Genomic DNA, 19,291 nt, shown 5'->3' with positions numbered 1-19,291 from the left:
ATCCCGGACCCGCCGCAGCGTCGTCTCGTGCACCTGCCGGGTCCGATGACCGCAGCGTTCGCAGTGCATCCACTGCCGCGTCGGCTTCAGGTGCAACTCCAGCGTGCCGCCGGCCTCCTCCGGCCAAACCGCACGCTCCAGCCGATAGCCTTCCCAGCCGCCCAGCTTCTGCAACGTCTTCTTGTCCAGCATCGCTCCCTCCCGTGTCCTTCCTGGCTCCACGCGAGACTACGATGCCCTTCAGCGGTCGAACACCTCCCCGGTATCCTTCGATGAACCATTTTTATGTCCCCTGTCCTACATATGGCTAGGACAGGGTGATTCGGACAGGCATGAACCGGGTCAGGGCGTCTGATCCTCTTCCGCCCCTTCCTTCTTCACCGGCAGCAGGACCTGACGGTCGACACCCAGCATCAACGCTGCGGTCGCCGCGATGAAGATGGACGAGTACGTCCCCACGACCACCCCGATGATCAGCGCAATCGAGAAGTTCTGCAGGGCCGCCCCACCCAGGAAGGCGAGCGAGAGCAACACCAGCAGGGTGGTCATGCTGGTCACGATGGTCCGCGCCAGGGTCTTGTTCACCGCATTGTTCATCACCTGTTCCGTGCTCTGCTTGCGCAGCACACGGAAGTTCTCGCGTATTCGGTCGTACACCACGATGGTGTCATTCAGCGAGTAGCCAATCACCGCCAGCACGGCGGCGAGCACCCCCAGGTCGAACTCCATCTGCAGCAGCGAGAAGATCCCCAGCGTGATCAGCACGTCGTGCACCAGCGCCAGCACCGATCCAATGGAGAAGCGCCACTCGAAACGCACTGCCACATAGATCAGGATGCCGGCCAGCGCATAGATCATCGCCAGACCGCCCTGCTCGCGCAGCTCCTCGCCGACGGCCGGACCGACGAACTCCACCCGACGAAGATCCGGATCGTCCGGCCCGCCATCCCGAAGAGCATTCAACACCCGGTTGGACAACATCGCCGGGTTGTCGTCGTCTTCGCTTGGCGGCAGGCGAATCAGGACATCGCGCGAGGTGCCGAAGGTCTGCACCTGCGCCCCCTCATAGCCGCCCGCCGACAGGGTCTCGCGGATCGTATCCAGCTCCACCGCTTCGGGGTAGCCCACTTCCACCAGGGTCCCCCCGGTGAAGTCGATCCCGAAGTTCAGCCCGCGGGTGGCCAGCAGCGCCACCGAGATAATGATCAGGACCAGCGAGATCGCGATCGTGATCTTGCGCTTGCCGAGGAAATCGATGTTCGATTCAGCGAAATTCAGATGCGGAAGCATAGTTTTCTCCGCGCTCAGATGGCCAGGCGCGTCAGCCGACGCTGGCGCCCGTAGGTCAGATTGACGATTGCGCGGGTCACGATGATCGCGGTGAACATCGACGCGATGATCCCGATCGACAACGTGATGGCAAAGCCCTTGATCGGCCCGGTACCGAACAGGAACAGCACCAGCGCCGCGATCAGCGTCGTCACGTTGGCGTCCGCGATGGTGGTGAACGCTCGGTCATAGCCCGACGAAATCGCCGCCTGGGGTGACAGTCCGTTGCGGATCTCCTCGCGTATGCGCTCAAAGATCAGCACGTTGGCGTCCACTGCCATGCCGACGGTCAGCACGATCCCCGCAATCCCCGGCAGGGTCAGGGTCGCCTGCAGCATCGACAAAACCGAGACGATGAAGATCAGGTTCAGTGCCAGCGCCACGTTCGCGATCAGTCCAAAGGCGCGGTAGTAGAGGATCATGAAGATCATCACGAGGATGAATCCGATCACCACCGACTGCATGCCGCGATCGATGTTCTCCTGGCCCAGGCTCGGACCCACCGTGCGTTCCTCGACAATCGACATCGGCGCGGCCAGCGCACCGGCGCGCAGCAGCAGCGCGAGGTTGCGCGCCTCACGCGTGGTATCCAGACCCGAGATCTGGAAGCGTCGGCCCAGCGGCTCGTTGATGCGCGCAACGTTGATGACCTCTTCGCTGCGCGAGGTACGCATGACCTGCTCGCCGTCTTCCTCCACCGTCTCGGTGGTCGTCTCGATGAACACCGACGCCATCAGGCGGCCCACGTTATCCGAGGTCACCCGCGAGAAGATGCGCGCCCCCTGGCCATCAAGATTGATGAACACGGCCGGGCCGCCACTATCCTGGGCAATCCCGGAAGAGGCGTCGGTAATGTAGTCACCGGTGAGCATCACCTGGCGCTGCAGCAGCACCGGGGTCCCGTCACGCTCGCGGTACAGACGCGTCCCGGACGGTGCGCGGCCAGATTCAGCGGCCTCCATCGGGTCACCGGCCTCGGAGACCAGGCGGAACTCCAGCGTGGCGGTCGCTCCGAGCACTTCCTTGGCCCGCGCAGTGTCCTGCACGCCGGGGAGCTGAACCACGATCCGGTGCTCGCCCTGCTGGGCAATGATCGGCTCGGCCACACCCAGCTCATCCACGCGCGAGCGCAGGGTAGAGATGTTTTGCTGCAGGGCCTGACGGCGCAGCTCGGTCAGGTGGTCATCGCTCAGGGTGCCCACCATGCGGGTGGTGTCGCCGCTACCGCGGATCTCCCATTCCAGCTCGCCGCGATATTCGCGGGTCAGCCAGCTCTCGGCTGCCGCGAGGTTTTCCTCGTCCGCGAACATCACGGTCAGGTCACTGGAACTGCGCTCGATCGTGTCGAACGTCAGACGCTCGTCGCGCATCCTGCCGCGTAGCTCGTTGGAGTAGCGTTCCATCGCCGTTCCGATCACGGCATCCAGATCCACCTCCATCAGGAAGTGCACCCCGCCGCGCAGGTCCAGACCCAGTGCCATCGGCTGCCCGTTGATCGCGCGCAGCCAGTTCGGCGTCGCCGGGGCCAGATTCAGGGCGACGGTGTGGTTGTCATCCAGGGCATTGCGCAGGATCTCCGCGGCGAGCGACTGCTCGTCGCTGGTCTCGAAGCGCAGGAGTAGCTGCCCGTCGTCCTGCTCCTCCACCTGTTTCGGCGTCACGCCCTGGGCACCCAGGATGGTGCCCATCAGGTCACGGATGTTCCCGTCGATCTCGCCGGTGACCGGATTACCGATCTGCACCGACGGGTCTTCCGGGAACAGGTTGGGCGCGGCATACAGCCCCGCGCCCAGAACGACCACGACGATCAGGGCGTACAGCCACGCCGGATAGGAATTGCGCATATCAAAAACCCTGGAGGGCGTTTAGAGATCTTTCAGCGTGCCCTTGGGCATCACGGAGGCGACCGACTGCTTCTGTACCGCCACGTTCACGCCGTCGGCAATGTCGACCTTGATGAAGTCGTCGCTGACTTCGGTAATCTTGCCGGCCACACCGCCATTGGTGACGATCTCGTCGCCCTTGGACAGGGCCTCGACCATGGAGCGGTGCTCCTTGGCGCGCTTGCTCTGCGGGCGGATGATCAGGAAGTACATGATCGCAAAGAAAATAACGATCATGATCAGGAACTCGATCATGCCGCCGCCGGCCGCTCCACCTTCCTGGGCATGCGCTGCAGAAATCAGAAAGTCCATCGAAACACTCCGTCTTCGGTTCAGATTCGGACGCCACCGGGGAGCTCGGGCCACACCCGGCGAGCGAAAAAAATACCGCGCGGATTATGGCACAGGCGGGATCGCCATGCCGCGTCGGCCGTAGAAATCGGCCACGAACTCGCTCAGCGCGCCGGCCGCGATCGCCTCGCGCAATCCGCGCATCAAATCCTGGTAGTAATGGAGGTTGTGGGTCGTCGCCAGGCGCGAACCGAGGATCTCGTTGCACTTGTCCAGGTGCTTCAGATACGCCCGTGAATAGTGGCGACAGGTGTAGCACCCGCATTCCGGATCGACCGGGCCGACATCGTCGCGGAAGCGCGCATTGCGGATGCGCAGCACGCCCTCGCGGGTATAGAGGAACCCGTTGCGGGCATTGCGGGTCGGCATCACGCAGTCGAACATGTCCACGCCGCGTCGCACGGCCTCGACGATGTCCTCCGGCCGGCCCACCCCCATCAGGTAGCGCGGACGATCCTGCGGCAGCAGCGGCAGGGTGGCATCCAGCGTCTGCAGGCGCTCGTCCTCCGGTTCGCCCACCGACAACCCGCCGATCGCGTAACCGTCAAAGCCGATCGCCTGTAGCCCCTCGGCCGACTCCCGCCGCAGGTCCGGGTACATCCCGCCCTGCACGATGCCGAACAGCGCCGCCGGATTGTCACCGTGTGCCGTGCGCGAACGCGCCGCCCAGCGCAGCGACAACTCCATCGACTGGCGCGCCTCGTCCAAGGTGGCCGGGTATGGCGTGCACTCGTCGAAGATCATCACGATGTCCGAGCCCAGCTCACGCTGCACCTGCATCGAGGACTCCGGCGTCATCAGCACCTTCGAGCCATCCACCGGTGACTGGAAACGCACACCCTCCTCGCTGATCTTGCGCATCTCCGCAAGCGAGAAGACCTGGAATCCGCCGGAATCGGTCAGGATCGGGCCCTCCCAGTGCATGAAATCGTGCAGGTCGCCATGCGCCCGGATCACCTCCGTGCCCGGGCGCAGCATCAGGTGGAAGGTGTTACCGAGGATGATCTCTGCGCCCAGCTCGCGCAGCTCCTCCGGCGTCATCGCCTTAACCGTGCCGTAGGTTCCCACCGGCATGAAGGCCGGGGTCTCCACCGTCCCGCGCGGGAAGTGCAGACGGCCGCGGCGCGCCGCGCCATCGGCGGCCAGATTCTCAAACTCCATCGGATTCTCCCGCAGCGGTGGTCATACTCGGGGGCAGATCATCGCCCTGCCCCGGCGCCAGCCACATCGCGTCGCCGTAACTGAAAAACCGGTAGCGCTGCGCCACCGCGTGGGCATACGCATCCAGGATCCGGCGATAGCCGGCAAATGCCGCCACCAGCATCAACAGCGTGCTCTGCGGCAAATGAAAATTGGTCACCATCCGGTCCACCACCCGAAATCGATCCCCCGGCTGGATGAATAGCCGCGTCTCGCCCTGGAACGGCGCCAGTTCTCCCCCAGCGGCCGCGGTCTCCAGCGAGCGCACGCAGGTCGTACCGACCGCGACCACACGCCCGCCACGCGCCTTGCAGGCCGCTACCGCCGCGCAGGCCTCGGGGGACACCTCCAACCACTCCGCATGCATCTCATGCGCCGAAGTGTCCTCGACCTTCACCGGCTGGAAGGTCCCCGCCCCGACGTGCAGGGTCACCGTCGCGGTCTCCACCCCCGCCGAGCGCAGGCGCCCCAGCAGGGCATCATCGAAATGCAGGCCTGCCGTGGGGGCAGCAACCGCACCCTCGCGCGCCGCGAACACGGTCTGGTAGCGATCGGCATCATGCGCCTCGTCGGCGCGCTCGATATAGGGCGGCAGGGGGATGTGTCCATGCTCGCGCAACAACGCGAGCACATCGTCGGCATCAACCAGGGCCAGGCGGAAGAACGGGCCCTCGCGGCCGGTCACTTCAACGGTAAAGGCATCCGCCAGGCGTAGCCGGGCCCCGACCTTCGGCGCCCGGCTGGCGCGGACCATCGCCAGCACTTGGCCGGGCGACTCGATTCGTTCGACCAGGACCTCCACCTGTCCCCCGCTCTCCTTGCGCCCGAAGACACGCGCCGGAATCACCCGGGTATCGTTCAGCACCAGCAGGTCACCCGGCCGCAGAAGATCCTCGATCTCTGCAAAGCGAGCGTCCCGCGGGCGCTCTTCCTCCAGGACCAACAGACGCGAACCCGCCCGGTCCGGTAGCGGATACTGTGCAATCAGCTCCGGCGGGAGCTCGTAATCGAAATCGGCAACACGCATGGCGCGCGATCCTACCACGCACCACTCGACGCGGCGCGGAGTGCGGAAGATCGCTCTGCCCCGTTTGTGCCGCAGAGAACCTGCGCTACACTACGGCCCCACAAGCCGGGATGGCGGAACTGGTAGACGCGCCGGATTCAAAATCCGGTTCTGGCAACAGAGTGCGAGTTCGATTCTCGCTCCCGGCACCAAATCTTCTCGGGCCCGCCGCCAGGCCCAAACCCCAGGGAAGCATCCAATGATGCTTCCCTGGCACCAGGCCGGTGTAGCTCAGTTGGTAGAGCATCTGATTTGTAATCAGAGGGTCGCAGGTTCGACTCCTGTCGCCGGCTCCATTTTTCTCGGGGAACACCCCGGCATTGGCCGGATCGCCCGCAATCCGCACCTCATTGCCGGGCCGGTCGTACTACCAGAGTGGATGCCACCATGTCGTGCAGCCCTTGCTTGCGTTCGGTGAACGCGACCATCAAAAAACCGATGTAGAGGGTCATGGCGGAGAGGATCTTGGACCAATAGCGAGCGTTGGCTCGCCCGAAGCCGATCCGCTGGCCATCCGCATCCGTGACTCGCAGGCCCAGCATCCGCTTGGCTGGTGTCGCCTGCCAGCCGGACGACTCGAAAACCGTGAAGTAAAGCCAGAACACAGCCGTCCCCATCACGATCCCCAGCAAAGCCCCGGCGCCAGCAATCACCTCGGGTTCATGGCCTACCATCGTCATGCCCAGGACAAAGCTCAGGGGCAGCACGACCAGCATCCCCAGGATATTGGCGAGCACCCAGTCGATCAACAACGCCAGCGCCCGATACCAAAAACCGGCGTATTGGGCGAAAGCCCGGGGCGTCGCAACCTCACACTCGGCGCCCAACGCCTGCGGCTTTAGCGCCGTCCCGCACCCGTGACAGAACCGCGCTTCCTGGTGGACTTCCTGTCCGCATTGCATACAGAACATCTCACTCTCCTTGTGTCATGCCCGTTCCCGGGCCCATCTGAAGGCCTTCTCCTTGGTCTGGCATCCGCCTGAAACGCGCGCGCCATCACTTGTCCCGCCGCGCGCGGAAGAAACGGCGCAGTCGCTCTCCGGCCACGCCCCCGAGCACTCCACCTGTCACATCGATGCGGTGGTTGTGCGCGGGGTGGCCGAATAGCTCCAGGGCGCCTCCGGCGGCTCCGGTGCGGGGGTCGCTGGCACCGAACACCACGCGCGCTAACCGGGCGTGGATCATCGCGCCGGCACACATGCTGCAGGGTTCAAGGGTCACGTAGAGCGTCACACCCGGGAGCCGGTAGTTCTCCAGGCGCTCACCGGCGGCCCGGAGCGCCCGGATTTCGGCGTGCGCGGTCGGGTCGTGCAGCCCGATCGGCGCGTTGTGGCTGGCCGCCAGGCATGTGCCATCGGCGGCCACCAGCACCGCCCCCACCGGGACCTCGCCGACCTGTGCCGCTTGTTCGGCCTGTTCCAGGGCCTTCTCCATCCAGTAGTCATCGGCCCCTGCGTGATCCGGCGCGGGGCCGGCGCCGCTAGGATCCATTCGCCGCTCTCGGGTGTGGTTCGTCCAGCGCCGCCTCGATCGCACGGGTCAGATCAGCCGGCTTTTTCTGCGGGGCGAAGCGGTCGATCACGCGGCCGTCGCGCCCGACCAGAAACTTGGTGAAGTTCCACTTGATGCCCCGGGTGCCGAGCGCCCCGGGCGCCTGGTCCTTCAGATGCCGGTACAGGGGATGCGCCGCATCCCCATTCACCTCGATTCGGGCGAACACCGGGAACGACACTCCGAAGCGCAGCCCGCAGGCGCGGATCTGGTCGGCATCCCCGGGCTCCTGCCCGCCGAACTGGTTGCATGGAAACCCCAGCACCCGGAATCCACGCTCGGCATAGCGCTCCTGCAGCGCCTGCAGGCCCTCGTACTGCGGCGTGAACCCGCACTCGCTGGCCACGTTGACGATCAGCAGGACATCCCCGCGCCAGGCCGCCAGTGGCTGTTCTTCGCCGTCCGGAAGCGGCGCGGCAAAGTCAAAGACATCGTTCATTCGTCGCCCGCCCGTTCCGCCTCGCGGAGCAGTTCGTCTTCCAGCCCGGCCAGCACCTCCGCGGTCGCCTGCGACAGCGCCGCCACCAGGCGCGAGGCCGAACGGCGGTTGATGCTGCGCTCGGCCTCCATGTGGGCCAGGCGGGCGTGCTCGGCAAAGCGCAGCTGGGTGCGCAGGCCTACACGACCGACCCCGCGCACCGGGTCATCGGGACCCACCTCGCCCAGCTCTTCCAGATTCGCGGTATCGAGATCGCCATACAGGGCCGTCACCAGGATGTGCAATTGCACGGCCGGACGCCCCTGCGCGCGCGCAGCGGAGGCGTTGTCGACCAGCTCGATGGCCGCCCCGTGGCGCGTCCAGCGTTCCCGCAGCAGCTGCTCGACCTGCTCCGCCGGCGCCAGGAACCATTCGTTGTAGTAGTCCGACTCGTAGCGGTGATCTCCCAGTCGGTAGACCAGCCCCTTCCCGCCATACGCCGGCGCCACCCGCACCGACCCCAGCTCCACGGCCAGCGGTTCGCTCGTCTCGGCCATTCGCGGGGCCGGATCGGCCGGGAGTTCCAGCAGGAACCACGCGCGGTCCACTGCATCGCGCTCGGGAATCAGCGTGCAGCCGCCCAGCGTCCAGGCCATCAGTAGAAGCGCGGGAAGGGTCCATCGGGTCATCGGTTTACTCCTCGTCCATCGAACTGCGCGGCGGCGGGGCACCGAACAGCGCACCTCCGGGATTGCGGCGAACATCGTCCGAGAGGCTGCGCAAGCCGGTGATCGTAGCCTGCAGCTCGTCCAGAGTCTCCAGCAACTTGCTCTCGCTGACGTCCATCCCCCGGTCCAGTCGCTCCACCATGGCATCCATCCGGTCCACCAAGCGCCCGACATCGGCCGCCTCGGCGGTCTCGCGCAGTTCGCGCAGCGCGGCGCGGGTCTCGCTGGGCAGGGCCTGGGTATCCGGATGCTCGACCAGACGCTCGACCGACTCCATCACCCGGGTCGCCGTGCGGGTCGTGGTCTTCAGTTCGTCGATCATTTCATCGGCCTGCTCCGCCAGGCGCCCGGTATCCAGTTCGTTAAGCGTGGTATCCACGGTCACCAAGAGGTTGGTCAGGTTGTCCACGACGCCCTCGATATCCAGCTCGTCGATGCGCTTGAGCAGGTTCTCCGCGTATTCGAGGAACTGCATTGCGGTGCTGGGCGCAGACGGCACATAGATCGAGTGTGGCTCCCAGTCATGGGCTAGTGGCGGATGGGTTCCCGGCTCGGAGAAATCCGTCTCCAGGTAGCTCATGCCGGTGATTCCCTGTGCCGCCATGCGCACGCGCAGCCCGGCCTCGACCAGATTCTCGAGAATACGGGTCTCGAACTCGCCTTCCCGCGCACTGGCGGCAAAGCGGTCCGGGTACAGCCGCGCCCGCACCATCACGTAGCGCCGGCGATCACGCGGGCGCACATCGGATTCGTAGACCACCGAGGTAAAGGTCAGGTCGGTCACCTCGCCGATGTTCACGCCGCGAAACTTGACCGGCGCCCCGATCTCCAGGCCCTGGATCGAGGAATCCATGTAGGTCTCGATCTGGATGGACGGGCGCAGCAGATTGCCCGCCGTCAGGATCAGCAACGCCGCCACCAGGGCCGCCAGCCCGCCGAGGATGAACAACCCCAGTCGGAAATGATGTCGGGCACTCATGCGGACCTCTCTTGGTCGGAATCCGTCCGCCGCAGGAAGCGCTGCACCCACGGATGATCTGATGTGTCACGCAGGGTGGCCGGGTCGCCCTCGGCGGCAATCCCCTTACTCTCCTTGTCGAGCATAATCACCCGGTCGGCAATCGCAAAAATACTGGCCAGTTCGTGACTCACGATCACGATGGTCATGCCCAGGGTCCGGGCCAGGCGCTGGATCAGCCGATCCAGGTCCGCCGAGGTGATCGGGTCGAGGCCGGCAGAGGGCTCGTCCAGGAACAGGACCTCCGGGTCCAGCACCATGGCGCGGGCGATGGCCGCGCGTTTCTGCATGCCGCCGCTGATCTCCGAGGGCATGAAATCGGCGAACGCCCCCAGCCCCACCAATTGCAGACGGGCGCGCGCGACCGCATCCATCGCCTCGCGCGGGAGATCGGTGTGCACCTCCAGTGGCAGGCGCGCGTTCTCCAGCAGCGTCATTGACCCGAACAGCGCCCCCATCTGGTACATCACCCCGACCCGGCGCAGGATCGCCTCGCGCTGCGCGCCCTCCGCCTCGGTGATATCCGCACCGGCGACCCAGATATGGCCGGCCTGAGGCCGGTAAAGCCCGATCATGTGCTGGAGCAGCGTACTCTTGCCACTACCGGAGCCACCGAGAATCACGAATATCTCGCCCCGGCGCACCTCGAAGTTCAGATTGCGCATCAGGACGAGGTCGTCGAAGCCCATGGTCAGCCCGCGAACACGGATGACCACTTCACCTTGCGCGTTATCCGGGTTCGTCGCGGCCACACCTGTCATCCCTCAGACCCCCAGGTGGTAGAACAGCACGGCGAAGACGCCATCCAGCACCACGATGAGGATGATGGACGTGACCACCGCGCTGGTGGTCGAAAGCCCCACCGAGGCGGCCCCGCTGCCAGTCTGCAATCCGCGCAGGCAGCCGACCGTGGCGACCACCAGGCCGAACACCACCGCCTTGACCAGCCCGGAAAACAGGTCCGAAAGTGACAGCGCGGACGTCACCTGATTGAAGAACGCCACCCAGGGGATGCCGAAGCCCTGCATCACCACCGCAGCGCCGATCAGCCCGATCATGTTCGCGTACAGGGCCAGCAACGGCGCAACCAGCAACCCCGCGAGCACCTTCGGCAACACAAGAAAACGCACCGGATCCAGCCCCATTGTCTTCAGGGCGTTGACCTCTTCGTTCACCTTCATCGTGCCGATCTCGGCCGCGAAGGCGGCCCCCGAGCGGCCCGCCAGCAGGATCGCCATCATCAACGGCCCCAGTTCGCGGAACAGCGAGACCGCCACCAGGTTGGCCACGAAGATCTCGCCCCCGAACTGGCGCATCGCGATCGCCGACTGGAACGCCAGGATCACGCCCAGCAGGAAGGCAATCAGCGAGACGATTGGCAGGGCCTGGAAGCCCGCCGCCTCCGCCACCCGCAGGGTATCGCCCCAACGCACCTGACGCGGGTGGCGCAGGGCACTGCCGACGGCCTGGGTCAGCTCGCCGACAAAGCTGAACTGCGAGTGCGCCGCACGCCCCACCCGGTCCACGCCGTCCATCCACCCCTGCCACCAACCGCGCCCGTCCGCAGCCCGAGCCGGCTCGACCGCATCCAGCTCCCGATAGGGGGCAAGCTGCTCCTCGACCATGCGGCTCATACCCTCGAACTGGACCTCGGCGTCTGCGCGCGCGAAGTCTTGCTCCAGCGCATGCAGCAACGCCGCCCCCGCCCCGTCGCAGTACTCGACGCCCCGCAGGTCAACCAGCACCGCACCCGCCGCCTGCTGCCCCAGATCGCGGGCACGGCGACGCAGCGAGCCCCAGTGTTGCTCCACGGCATGCACGTCCAGCCGCCCCGACAGGCGCAGCCGGGGTGCGGGATCGACTGTGGCATCATATTCGAACGGGGGTTCCGCACTGGCGGCCGTGGAATCCATCGCGTGACTCGCGGAGAACGAGCCTTCATGGTAGCTGCATCCTGGCACCTGGAACCATTCGCCGGTGAAGAACTCTTCAAGGCAGACTGCCAATCCATCCGCCGCAACCAACAACGAGGCTCGAATGTCATCGGCCAAGGACGCCCTGCAACAGGTAGAACACGCACTGAACGAGGTCCTCCTTGGCAAACCCGAGCCGGTGCGCCTGGCGCTGGCCTGCCTGCTGGCCAATGGTCACCTGCTGATCGAGGACGTGCCCGGGGTGGGCAAGACCACCCTGGCCCACGCCCTGGCCCGGGCGATGAACCTCGAGTACCAGCGCGTGCAGTTCACCAGTGACCTGCTGCCCGGTGATGTCCTCGGCGTCTCCATCTTCGAGCAGGGCAGCGGCCAGTTCCGCTTCCACCCCGGACCGATCTTTACCCAGGTCCTGCTGGCCGACGAGATCAACCGCGCGCCCCCGAAAACGCAGAGTGCCCTGCTGGAAGCAATGGAAGAGCGCCAGGCCAGCGTGGAGGGCGCCACCCGCGAATTGCCGGTGCCGTTTTTCGTCATCGCCACCCAGAATCCGGAGGAGCAGGTCGGCACCCACCCGCTGCCGGAATCCCAGCTCGACCGGTTCCTGATGCGCATCCAGCTTGGCTACCCGGACGCCGGCGCCGAACGGGCCCTGCTGGAACGCAGCGGGCCCGCTCCCGCGGCCGCACCGGTGGCGGAGAGCCACCCCACCCCGCCCAGCCTGGTGGCCCCGCACCAGTTGCGGGAGTGGCAGGACCAGGTGGCCGAGGTCCATGCCCGCGCTGAGGTCCTCGACTATCTCCAGGGCCTGATCAGTGCCAGCCGCGACCGAGCGCGCTTCGCCCACGGCCTGTCACCGCGTGCCGGGCTGGGGCTGCTGCGTGCGGCCCGGGCCCACGCCTTCCTGGAGGGCCGTGACTACACGACACCCGACGATATCGCCCACGTATTGCCCGCCGTCGCCGGACATCGGGTGCGCGCACGCGAGCCGGAGGCCCCCGAACGCACGGTCGCGCGCCTGATGGAATGCGTCCCGACTCCGTGACCGGACCCGCCCGCTCGCGCGGCCGCATGGCCCGCCTGCGCGACGATGCCATCCGCTGGATCACCCGGCGCCACGCACACGATGGCGACCAGGCGCACCTCGGGCGCGACCGCATCTACATCCTGCCCACGCGTGCCGGGTACACCCTGTTCGGCGTCATCCTGGTGATGCTCCTGGGGTCGATCAACTACTCCAACAACATGGCGTTCCTGCTGACCTTCCTGCTGGTGGGCATCGGCCATAACGCCATGTGGTACACCCATCGCAACCTGCTGGGTCTGCAGGTCTCCACCCTGCCCGTCCCTGCGGTATTTTCCGGTCAACCGCTGACCCTCCCGCTACGCCTGAGCGAGACCGCTGGACGGGCCCGCGAGGCCCTGGTCCTGCGCATCGGGACGCACTCCAGCGCCCCTTTCCCGGTCCCGGCACAGGGGACCCATACCGCAAAGCTGGAACTGCCCGGACTCGCACGCGGCGTTTACCGCCTGCCACGCCAGCGGCTGGACACACGCTACCCGCTGGGCATCCTGGAGGTCTGGAGCTGGCTGACCCTGGCGCCGGAGATCGTGGTCTACCCGGCGCCGATCGATCCGGGACACACCACCGGGGACGATGGCGAAGAAGCCGCAGGGGCGCACGACCGGCGCGAGGGCGATGCGCCCGATCAGATCCGCCCCTACCGCGCGGGCGATCCACCCGGTCGCATCGTCTGGAAGGCCTTCGCCCGCAGCGGCAAGCTGCATGTCCGTGAATTCGCCAGCGGCCAGGGTGATCGCCTGTGGCTGGAATGGGGGGCCATGCCCGCCTCCGATACCGAGACCCGCCTGTCCATGCTGTGCCATCAGGTACTCGCGGCCCATGCCGAGGGCCGCGTCTTCGGCCTGCGCCTGCCCGACCAGGCCCTGGAGCCGGCCCAGGGAGTGATTCACCGCGATCACTGCCTGCATGCCCTTGCGCGGTTCCGCAGCACCCCGGTCGAAATGAACCCGGAGCCGGGCCCATGAGAGACAAGACCGCCAAGCCTGCAGACCACACGGATCTGCGCGGATTGGAGCTGGCCCTGGTCGCCCTGCCGGTCGCCGCCCTGCCACACGTCTGGCATCAGCCACCATGGATCACCGCGCTGGTCGTGCTCGCGATCGCCGCGCGGGCGTGGCTGCTGGGAACGGGCCGCCCCGCGCCTTCCCTGGGCGTGATGAGCGTGCTGGCCGTGATCGCCGGTGGCCTGACTTTCGCGCAGTTTGGCACCGTATTCGGCCAGGAGGCCGGCACCGCGCTGCTGCTGGTGATGATCGCCTTCAAGCTGCTGGAGACCCGCAACCGCCGCGACATCGTCATCGCACTGTTCCTCGGCTACTTCGTGGTGGTCACCACCTATTTCTTCGACCAATCCATCCTGATCGCGGCCTATTCGCTCCTGGCCACCTGGCTGCTCACCGCCGCGCTGATCCAGGTGCATGCCGGACGCGTGATCCCCCGCCCGCGCCTCGCGCGGCAGGCGGGCGCCATGCTGCTGCATGCCCTGCCCTTCATGCTGATCCTGTTCTTCGTCTTTCCGCGCGTCGAGGGTCCGCTGTGGGGCGACCCACAACGCGAGCAGACCGCGCGCACCGGGTTGTCCGGCGAGCTCAATCCCGGCGATATCGCCAACCTGCTGCAGGACGAATCGACCGCGCTGCGGGTCGAATTCGACCGCCAAGTGCCGCCCCTGCGAGCGCAGTACTGGCGCGCCCTGGTCATGACAGACTTCGATGGCCGGCGCTGGTCCGCGGACGAAAATCGCTCGGTGATCCAGCCCACGGCCGCCGACACCGACAACGTCATCCGCTACACCGCCACCCTGGAGCCCACCCGAGCGCGCTATCTGCCGATGCTGGATTACCCAAGCGCCCTGCCCGAGGATGCCGAGCTGCGCGCGAACTACCAGGTCCTGCGCGATCGCCCCGTGACCAGCCGCATCCAGTACAGCGCCGAGGCCGCCCTGACCACCCCACCCGGAGCGGGCGAACCCACACTGGACCCACAGGAGCGCACCCGCGCACTGCACCTGCCGCCTTCCGCCGCGCCCCTGTCGCGGGCCGAGGTCGCCCTGTGGCGCGCCACCCACGGAGACGACGATCGCGCCATCATCCAGGCGGCCCTGCAACGCTTCAGCGCCGAGCCATACCGCTACACTCTCCAGCCCCCACGCCTCGAAGACGACGCCACCGACACCTTCCTGTTCGAGACCCAGGCCGGCTACTGCGAGCACTATGCCTCCGCGTTTGCAGTGCTGATGCGCGCGGCCGATATCCCGACCCGCGTCGTCACCGGCTACCAGGGCGGAGCATGGCAGGCCCGTGGCGAATACCTGCGCCTGCGCAACGCCGATGCCCACGCCTGGAACGAGGTCTGGCTGGATGGCGAAGGCTGGATCCGGGTCGACCCCACCGCCGCCATCGCACCCGAACGCATCGAACAGGGGCTGCCCGGGCTGGCCAGCGACACCGGCGAGGATATACCCGGCTTTCTCCGCCGCGGGGAGGGGCTCTCCTGGCTGCAGCGGGCGCGCTTCGGGATGGACGACTGGGGCGACTTCGCACGCTTTCGCTGGGAAAGCTGGGTGCTGGCCTTCGACCCCGAACGCCAGCGCGAGCTGTTCGCTCGCCTCGGGCTGGATTCGCAGGACTGGCGCTCGGTCCTGATCGCGCTGGGGGCTGGGTTCGGCAGCCTGGCACTGATCGCCCTGACCTGGGTAGGGCTGCGCCGGCCGCGCCAGCGGCACGCGCCCGCCGATCGCGTACTGCAACAACTATCGCGCCGCATCGCGCGCCACGACCGCCGCCTGGCGCGCCAGGCCCACGAGCCTGTGGATGCCTGGTCCCGCCGCGTCGCACGGGCGCGCCCGGATCTGAGGGAATCCTTGAAGGCCTTCGCAGAGGCATACAACCGCCAGCGTTTCGCCCCGTTGACGCCCGAACAACGCCGGGAGGATTTGCGTCACCTGCGCAGCCTGCTGTACGCGGTACCGCGCGGGAAGCCGCCCGCGCCCCGACCGGACCCTGCCCACGCGTAGTGCGCGCCCGTGTTTCCGGCGCCCCAAAACGACTCGGGGCCGCCCGGTCTGTCTGACCCGGACGGCCCCGTTTTCTGTCCACGATCCGCGTGAGCGAATCGCCCCGAATAACGCCTTATGCCGCGTCGTTACGGAAGATGAAGTGGTGCCGGGCACCACGCCGCTCGTCCTGACGCCGCGCGACCTTCTGCACCTCGGGACGGTTGGCAAACTGCGCCAGGGTAATCCCGTCGAGGAAGTCGTAGAGCTGCTGGCTCAGGTCGTCCCACAGCTCGTGGGTCAGGCAGCGATCGCCGTCCTGGCAGTCCTTGTGGCCCTTGCAGCGCGTCACGTCGACTGTTTCATCGACCGCCGTAATGATGTTGGCAATGCTGATCTGGTCCGCACGCTTGGCCAGGCGATAACCGCCACCCGGGCCCCGCACGCCTTCCACCAGATCGGCCTTGCGCAGCTTGGCAAACAGCTGCTCGAGGTAGGACAGCGAAATGCCCTGGCACTGCGAGATGTCGGCAAGCGTCACGGGCCCGATCCGGTCGTGAATCGCGAGATCCATCATGGCCGTCACTGCATAGCGGCCCTTGGTTGAGAGTTTCATGCTTGTTGCCTCCGAATAACCTTGAGTATGTGTCCTGCTCGACATCCGTTCGCAGGCTGGCATCCATTCTTAATTCCTGACAACGCCTGTCAAGAATAATTCCTTATTTACCTGACAATGGTAGTCGGGAATAATTCCCTCATTCTAGCAGGCGAATGAACAAAGATCACGGAATGCTAACGTAGGTATTCAGAACCGTTCCATGCAACGGAGTTCCCCGGCACAAGACCGAATCGGCAACGGGCCAGCCTTGGCAGAAGGCAGGGGGGGAGGAAGGACGAAGAGACGATATGCCCGAGCGGAGACGCGCTTTTCCGATGGGTACCGGAGATGACGGACGTGCCCGTCCGGGCACTTGGCTTGTCAGCCGGACGGCCGACTGAGCTCCGGCACGGCCGGACCCTCGAGGATCATCACCAGCGTCCCGACCGGCAGGCGCGGGAACAGCTCGATCACTTCATCGTTGCGCATGCGCACACAGCCCTCCGAGGCCGGTTCGCCAATGCGTCCCTCCTCGTCGGTCCCGTGGATGTAGATGTACCGGCGCAGCGAATCCACATTGCCGCCCCGATTGATGCCCGGCTCCAGCCCTTCCAGCCAGAGGATCCGCGAGGTGATGTTGTCGCGCGGGCTTTGCGCGCCCGGCTCGGTCAGGATTTCCGCGATCTGGCCGGTGTTGCCACGGGCACGGAAGATCGTGCCCCGCGGCGCGCTATCACCGAAGCGCTCGGCAATCCGATGCAGGCCCAGCGGTGTCTTGAAGGTGCCCTCCTCGAAACCTACCCCGCGCGCCGAGGTCGATACATCGAAGATCTCCGTCACCCGCCCGGCCTCCCAGACGTACAGCCGCTGCTGGTCCACCCGGACCACCACCACCGGGACATCATCCGCATTGGGGGCTCGTTCGCGGGCATCCCGGACGACGGGTTCGATCCATTGGAGACTGGGCAAGAGCACCTCGCGTCTACTTCTTGTTGGCCAGATCCAGCACCTCGCCGGCGACCGGCGTGTTCACCAGCCCGTCGCCGCGCAGCGCCGCGAGGTGTTCCAGATAGTCCGGAGGCAATCCAGTCACGTACTCCCCGGTGAAGACCGAGCAGTCGAACTCCTGAATGTTCCGGTTGCCGCGGCGCACGGCCTTTTGCAGGTCTTCAAGGTCCTGGTAGATCAAGCGGTCGGCGGCAATCGCCTCACACACTTGGGCCTCGTCCCGACCGTGGGCAATCAGCTCGTCGGCGGCCGGCATGTCGATCCCGTACACGTTGGGATAGCGCACCGGCGGCGCGGCCGAGGCGAAATAGACCTTCTTCGCCCCGGCCTCGCGCGCCATCATCACGATCTCGCGCGAGGTCGTGCCGCGCACGATGGAGTCGTCCACCAGCATCACGTTCTTGCCGCGGAACTCCAGCGAGATCGCGTTGAGCTTCTGGCGCACGGATTTCCGCCGCTTGGTCTGGCCCGGCATGATGAACGTACGCCCGATGTAGCGGTTCTTGATGAACCCCTCGCGGTACTTGATGTTCAGCTCGTGCGCCATCTCCAGCGCTACGGTACGGCCGGTGTCGGGGATCGGCACGATCACGTCGATGTCGTGATCCGGCCAGATGCGCCGGATCTTTTCGCCCAGCGCGGTCCCCATGCGCATGCGGGCGCGGTGGACGAACACGTTGTCGATCACCGAGTCCGGGCGCGCGAAGTAGACGTGCTCGAAGATGCACGGGTTCAGGCGAGTCCCCTCGGCACACACGCGCGTGCTGACCTCGCCGTCCGGCGTGATAAACACCGCCTCGCCCGGCGCCAGGTCCCGCTCCAGATCAAAGCCCTGGGACTCCAGCGCGGCACTTTCCGAGGCGACCATCCATTCGCGCCCGCCCTCTTCGGCCTCGCGCGAGCCGTAAACAATGGGTCGAATGCCGTGCGGATCGCGGAACGCCAGCAAACCGCCCCCGGCGATCATCGCGACCACCGCGTAGGCGCCTTCCGCCCGCTGATGCACGCGTTCCACCGCATCGAACACGGAATCCGGCGTCAGCCCGTTGTCGAGGAAGCGCAGCAGCTCCTGGGCGAAGACGTTCAGGAGGATCTCGGAGTCCGAGTCGGTATTGATATGCCGGCGATCCGTGGCGTACAGCGCCTGCTTGAGCTCGCGCGCGTTGGTCAGGTTGCCGTTGTGCCCCAGCGTAATCCCGAATGGCGAGTTCACGTAGAACGGCTGCGCCTCGGCCGAGCTGGACGAACCGGCCGTCGGGTAGCGCACGTGGCCGATACCCATATGGCCCGTCAGGCTCTGCATGTGCTGGTTGTTGAACACATCGCGCACCAGACCGTTGTCCTTGCGCAGATGCAGCCGCCCGTCATCGTCACAGGTCACAATGCCTGCGGCATCCTGGCCCCGGTGCTGCAAGACCAGCAGGGCGTCATAAAGGGGCTGGTTCACCGGGCTGCGCCCGACGATTCCGACAACTCCACACATACGGTTTCAGGCTCCAGGGTTTTGCAAACGCTGACCAAAGCCGTTCACGGCCTGTCAGCACACGTTGCGCTGCAAATGCCGTTTGCAGCTCGCTTCTAGGGCGTCGCCGGCTCGTCGGCGTCGGGGATTACTTCTTCGACCGGCTCGTCACTCGCCAGCAGATCATGGATCTGTTCCTGCCAGCCTTCCGGCAATTGGGCAATCAGCCAATCCACCAGGCGCTCGAACTCCGGGATCAGGCGGCTGTTTTCCCACCAGGACTCGTCCGGCATCAAGGTCAGCGAGGCAAGGAAGATCAGCACCGCCACCAGCAGCACACCGCGCAGCAGCCCGAAGATCACGCCCAGCGAGCGGTCGGTACCGGTCAGCCCGGTCCCCTTCACCAGGCGGTTGGCCACTACTCCGAGAATGCCGCCCACAATCAGGACGCCAATAAAGATCAGGGCGAAGCCAATGCCCAGGCGCAGGGTGGCATCCGAAACCGCCTGGGGGATTTGTTCCGCCACCTCGGCCGCATAGCGGATACCCAGCCACACGCCCACGATCCACGTGGCGAGCGAAAAGGACTCGCGCACGAAGCCACGGAAAAGGCTGATCAGCCCTGACACAACGATCAGGGCGATGATGATGAGGTCGATCCAGTTCACG

Annotated in this window: 19 protein-coding genes, 2 tRNA genes and 1 pseudogene; 5 read left to right on the top strand and 17 right to left on the bottom strand. The window is 66.1% G+C overall.

Features of this window, described 5'->3' with window-relative positions; all coding sequences use genetic code 11:
- The 6 genes and pseudogenes from F622_RS0109960 to queA form a co-directional block, all read right to left on the bottom strand.
- Positions 1-192 (bottom strand): annotated as a pseudogene (locus tag F622_RS0109960) (ISL3 family transposase); the annotation flags it as partial.
- 150 nt (positions 193-342) lie between these two features.
- Positions 343-1,290 carry a protein translocase subunit SecF gene (gene secF, locus F622_RS0109955; RefSeq protein ID WP_018937722.1) on the bottom strand — a complete coding sequence of 316 codons (948 nt, stop codon included), beginning with the start codon at positions 1,288-1,290 and terminating at the stop codon, positions 343-345.
- Positions 1,291-1,304: 14 nt separating this feature from the next.
- Positions 1,305-3,173, bottom strand: a complete 1,869-nt coding sequence (gene secD, locus F622_RS0109950) for a protein translocase subunit SecD (RefSeq protein ID WP_018937723.1) — start codon at positions 3,171-3,173, stop codon at positions 1,305-1,307.
- A gap of 21 nt (positions 3,174-3,194) precedes the next feature.
- Positions 3,195-3,524, bottom strand: a complete 330-nt coding sequence (gene yajC, locus F622_RS0109945; protein ID WP_018145833.1) for a preprotein translocase subunit YajC — start codon at positions 3,522-3,524, stop codon at positions 3,195-3,197.
- Positions 3,525-3,608: 84 nt separating this feature from the next.
- Positions 3,609-4,724, bottom strand: a complete 1,116-nt coding sequence (gene tgt, locus F622_RS0109940; RefSeq protein ID WP_019571865.1) for a tRNA guanosine(34) transglycosylase Tgt — start codon at positions 4,722-4,724, stop codon at positions 3,609-3,611.
- On the bottom strand, positions 4,714-5,790 hold the full coding sequence (queA, locus tag F622_RS0109935; RefSeq protein ID WP_018650223.1) for a tRNA preQ1(34) S-adenosylmethionine ribosyltransferase-isomerase QueA: 1,077 nt from the start codon (positions 5,788-5,790) through the stop codon (positions 4,714-4,716). Before queA ends, tgt begins: the two co-directional genes overlap by 11 nt.
- A 104-nt stretch (positions 5,791-5,894) precedes the next feature.
- Between queA and F622_RS0109930 the strand changes: the two genes are divergently transcribed.
- Positions 5,895-5,981, top strand: a tRNA-Leu gene (locus tag F622_RS0109930).
- Positions 5,982-6,049: 68 nt separating this feature from the next.
- Positions 6,050-6,125 (top strand) — tRNA-Thr (locus F622_RS0109925).
- A gap of 51 nt (positions 6,126-6,176) precedes the next feature.
- Here the strand turns inward: F622_RS0109925 and F622_RS0109920 are convergent.
- The 7 genes from F622_RS0109920 to F622_RS0109890 all read right to left on the bottom strand — a co-directional run bounded on the left by F622_RS0109920 (position 6,177) and on the right by F622_RS0109890 (position 11,457).
- The gene (locus tag F622_RS0109920; RefSeq protein WP_018650224.1) at positions 6,177-6,740 is read right to left on the bottom strand and encodes an RDD family protein; all 564 of its coding nucleotides are present in this window, start codon (positions 6,738-6,740) and stop codon (positions 6,177-6,179) included.
- Between the two features lie 85 nt (positions 6,741-6,825).
- Positions 6,826-7,320 carry a tRNA adenosine(34) deaminase TadA gene (tadA, locus tag F622_RS0109915; RefSeq protein ID WP_018169626.1) on the bottom strand — a complete coding sequence of 165 codons (495 nt, stop codon included), beginning with the start codon at positions 7,318-7,320 and terminating at the stop codon, positions 6,826-6,828.
- Positions 7,310-7,819, bottom strand: coding sequence for a glutathione peroxidase (locus F622_RS0109910; protein WP_018169625.1), 510 nt, complete (start codon positions 7,817-7,819; stop codon positions 7,310-7,312). The genes tadA and F622_RS0109910 overlap by 11 nt, the downstream gene beginning before the upstream one ends.
- Positions 7,816-8,487, bottom strand: a complete 672-nt coding sequence (locus F622_RS0109905) for a membrane integrity-associated transporter subunit PqiC (protein WP_026305966.1) — start codon at positions 8,485-8,487, stop codon at positions 7,816-7,818. Before F622_RS0109905 ends, F622_RS0109910 begins: the two co-directional genes overlap by 4 nt.
- 4 nt (positions 8,488-8,491) lie before the next feature.
- On the bottom strand, positions 8,492-9,505 hold the full coding sequence (locus F622_RS0109900) for an MlaD family protein (protein WP_018145840.1): 1,014 nt from the start codon (positions 9,503-9,505) through the stop codon (positions 8,492-8,494).
- Positions 9,502-10,305 carry an ABC transporter ATP-binding protein gene (locus F622_RS0109895; protein WP_026331566.1) on the bottom strand — a complete coding sequence of 268 codons (804 nt, stop codon included), beginning with the start codon at positions 10,303-10,305 and terminating at the stop codon, positions 9,502-9,504. The genes F622_RS0109900 and F622_RS0109895 overlap by 4 nt, the downstream gene beginning before the upstream one ends.
- A 3-nt stretch (positions 10,306-10,308) precedes the next feature.
- Positions 10,309-11,457 carry an MlaE family lipid ABC transporter permease subunit gene (locus tag F622_RS0109890; protein ID WP_019571864.1) on the bottom strand — a complete coding sequence of 383 codons (1,149 nt, stop codon included), beginning with the start codon at positions 11,455-11,457 and terminating at the stop codon, positions 10,309-10,311.
- 124 nt (positions 11,458-11,581) lie between these two features.
- Here F622_RS0109890 and F622_RS0109885 point away from each other — a divergent pair, with 124 nt between their 5' ends.
- Genes F622_RS0109885 through F622_RS0109875 form a run of 3 tightly spaced genes read left to right on the top strand, consistent with a single transcriptional unit; the run spans position 11,582 to position 15,575 of the window.
- The gene (locus F622_RS0109885) at positions 11,582-12,520 is read left to right on the top strand and encodes a MoxR family ATPase (RefSeq protein ID WP_019571863.1); all 939 of its coding nucleotides are present in this window, start codon (positions 11,582-11,584) and stop codon (positions 12,518-12,520) included.
- Positions 12,502-13,524, top strand: a complete 1,023-nt coding sequence (locus tag F622_RS0109880) for a DUF58 domain-containing protein (RefSeq protein WP_019571862.1) — start codon at positions 12,502-12,504, stop codon at positions 13,522-13,524. Before F622_RS0109885 ends, F622_RS0109880 begins: the two co-directional genes overlap by 19 nt.
- A gap of 44 nt (positions 13,525-13,568) precedes the next feature.
- The gene (locus F622_RS0109875; RefSeq protein WP_026331565.1) at positions 13,569-15,575 is read left to right on the top strand and encodes a DUF3488 and transglutaminase-like domain-containing protein; all 2,007 of its coding nucleotides are present in this window, start codon (positions 13,569-13,571) and stop codon (positions 15,573-15,575) included.
- Positions 15,576-15,690: 115 nt separating this feature from the next.
- On the opposite strand, the gene iscR is transcribed toward F622_RS0109875, so the two are convergent.
- The 4 genes from iscR to F622_RS0109855 form a co-directional block, all read right to left on the bottom strand.
- Positions 15,691-16,170: a Fe-S cluster assembly transcriptional regulator IscR gene (gene iscR / locus F622_RS0109870; protein WP_018951746.1), complete on the bottom strand. Its 480-nt coding sequence runs from the start codon at positions 16,168-16,170 to the stop codon at positions 15,691-15,693.
- Positions 16,171-16,533: 363 nt separating this feature from the next.
- Entirely contained in the window at positions 16,534-17,121 is a 588-nt protein-coding gene (locus F622_RS0109865; protein ID WP_018176894.1) for a L,D-transpeptidase, read from the bottom strand.
- A 13-nt stretch (positions 17,122-17,134) separates the two neighbouring features.
- Entirely contained in the window at positions 17,135-18,643 is a 1,509-nt protein-coding gene (gene purF, locus F622_RS0109860) for an amidophosphoribosyltransferase (RefSeq protein WP_018169616.1), read from the bottom strand.
- A 95-nt stretch (positions 18,644-18,738) separates the two neighbouring features.
- Positions 18,739-19,290, bottom strand: a complete 552-nt coding sequence (locus F622_RS0109855) for a CvpA family protein (RefSeq protein WP_018169615.1) — start codon at positions 19,288-19,290, stop codon at positions 18,739-18,741.
- Position 19,291 lies beyond the last annotated feature (1 nt).

The sequence above is a fragment of the Thioalkalivibrio sp. ALMg3 genome, from assembly GCF_000381225.1.
Classification (GTDB): domain Bacteria; phylum Pseudomonadota; class Gammaproteobacteria; order Ectothiorhodospirales; family Ectothiorhodospiraceae; genus Thioalkalivibrio; species Thioalkalivibrio versutus.
The sequence above is the reverse complement of the archived record's forward strand: the minus strand, read 5'-3'. Positions and strand labels throughout refer to the sequence as shown.

Coding starts and splice junctions, on each gene's coding strand:
- tadA (WP_018169626.1), bottom strand. CDS start 7,320: ATGGATCCTAGCGGCGCCGGCCCCGCGCCGGATCACGCAGGGGCCGAT.
- F622_RS0109920 (WP_018650224.1), bottom strand. CDS start 6,740: ATGTTCTGTATGCAATGCGGACAGGAAGTCCACCAGGAAGCGCGGTTC.
- F622_RS0109905 (WP_026305966.1), bottom strand. CDS start 8,487: ATGACCCGATGGACCCTTCCCGCGCTTCTACTGATGGCCTGGACGCTG.
- tgt (WP_019571865.1), bottom strand. CDS start 4,724: ATGGAGTTTGAGAATCTGGCCGCCGATGGCGCGGCGCGCCGCGGCCGT.
- F622_RS0109885 (WP_019571863.1), top strand. CDS start 11,582: ATGTCATCGGCCAAGGACGCCCTGCAACAGGTAGAACACGCACTGAAC.
- F622_RS0109880 (WP_019571862.1), top strand. CDS start 12,502: ATGCGTCCCGACTCCGTGACCGGACCCGCCCGCTCGCGCGGCCGCATG.
- F622_RS0109910 (WP_018169625.1), bottom strand. CDS start 7,819: ATGAACGATGTCTTTGACTTTGCCGCGCCGCTTCCGGACGGCGAAGAA.
- yajC (WP_018145833.1), bottom strand. CDS start 3,524: ATGGACTTTCTGATTTCTGCAGCGCATGCCCAGGAAGGTGGAGCGGCC.
- secF (WP_018937722.1), bottom strand. CDS start 1,290: ATGCTTCCGCATCTGAATTTCGCTGAATCGAACATCGATTTCCTCGGC.
- queA (WP_018650223.1), bottom strand. CDS start 5,790: ATGCGTGTTGCCGATTTCGATTACGAGCTCCCGCCGGAGCTGATTGCA.
- F622_RS0109890 (WP_019571864.1), bottom strand. CDS start 11,457: ATGGATTCCACGGCCGCCAGTGCGGAACCCCCGTTCGAATATGATGCC.
- F622_RS0109900 (WP_018145840.1), bottom strand. CDS start 9,505: ATGAGTGCCCGACATCATTTCCGACTGGGGTTGTTCATCCTCGGCGGG.
- purF (WP_018169616.1), bottom strand. CDS start 18,643: ATGTGTGGAGTTGTCGGAATCGTCGGGCGCAGCCCGGTGAACCAGCCC.
- secD (WP_018937723.1), bottom strand. CDS start 3,173: ATGCGCAATTCCTATCCGGCGTGGCTGTACGCCCTGATCGTCGTGGTC.
- iscR (WP_018951746.1), bottom strand. CDS start 16,170: ATGAAACTCTCAACCAAGGGCCGCTATGCAGTGACGGCCATGATGGAT.
- F622_RS0109895 (WP_026331566.1), bottom strand. CDS start 10,305: ATGACAGGTGTGGCCGCGACGAACCCGGATAACGCGCAAGGTGAAGTG.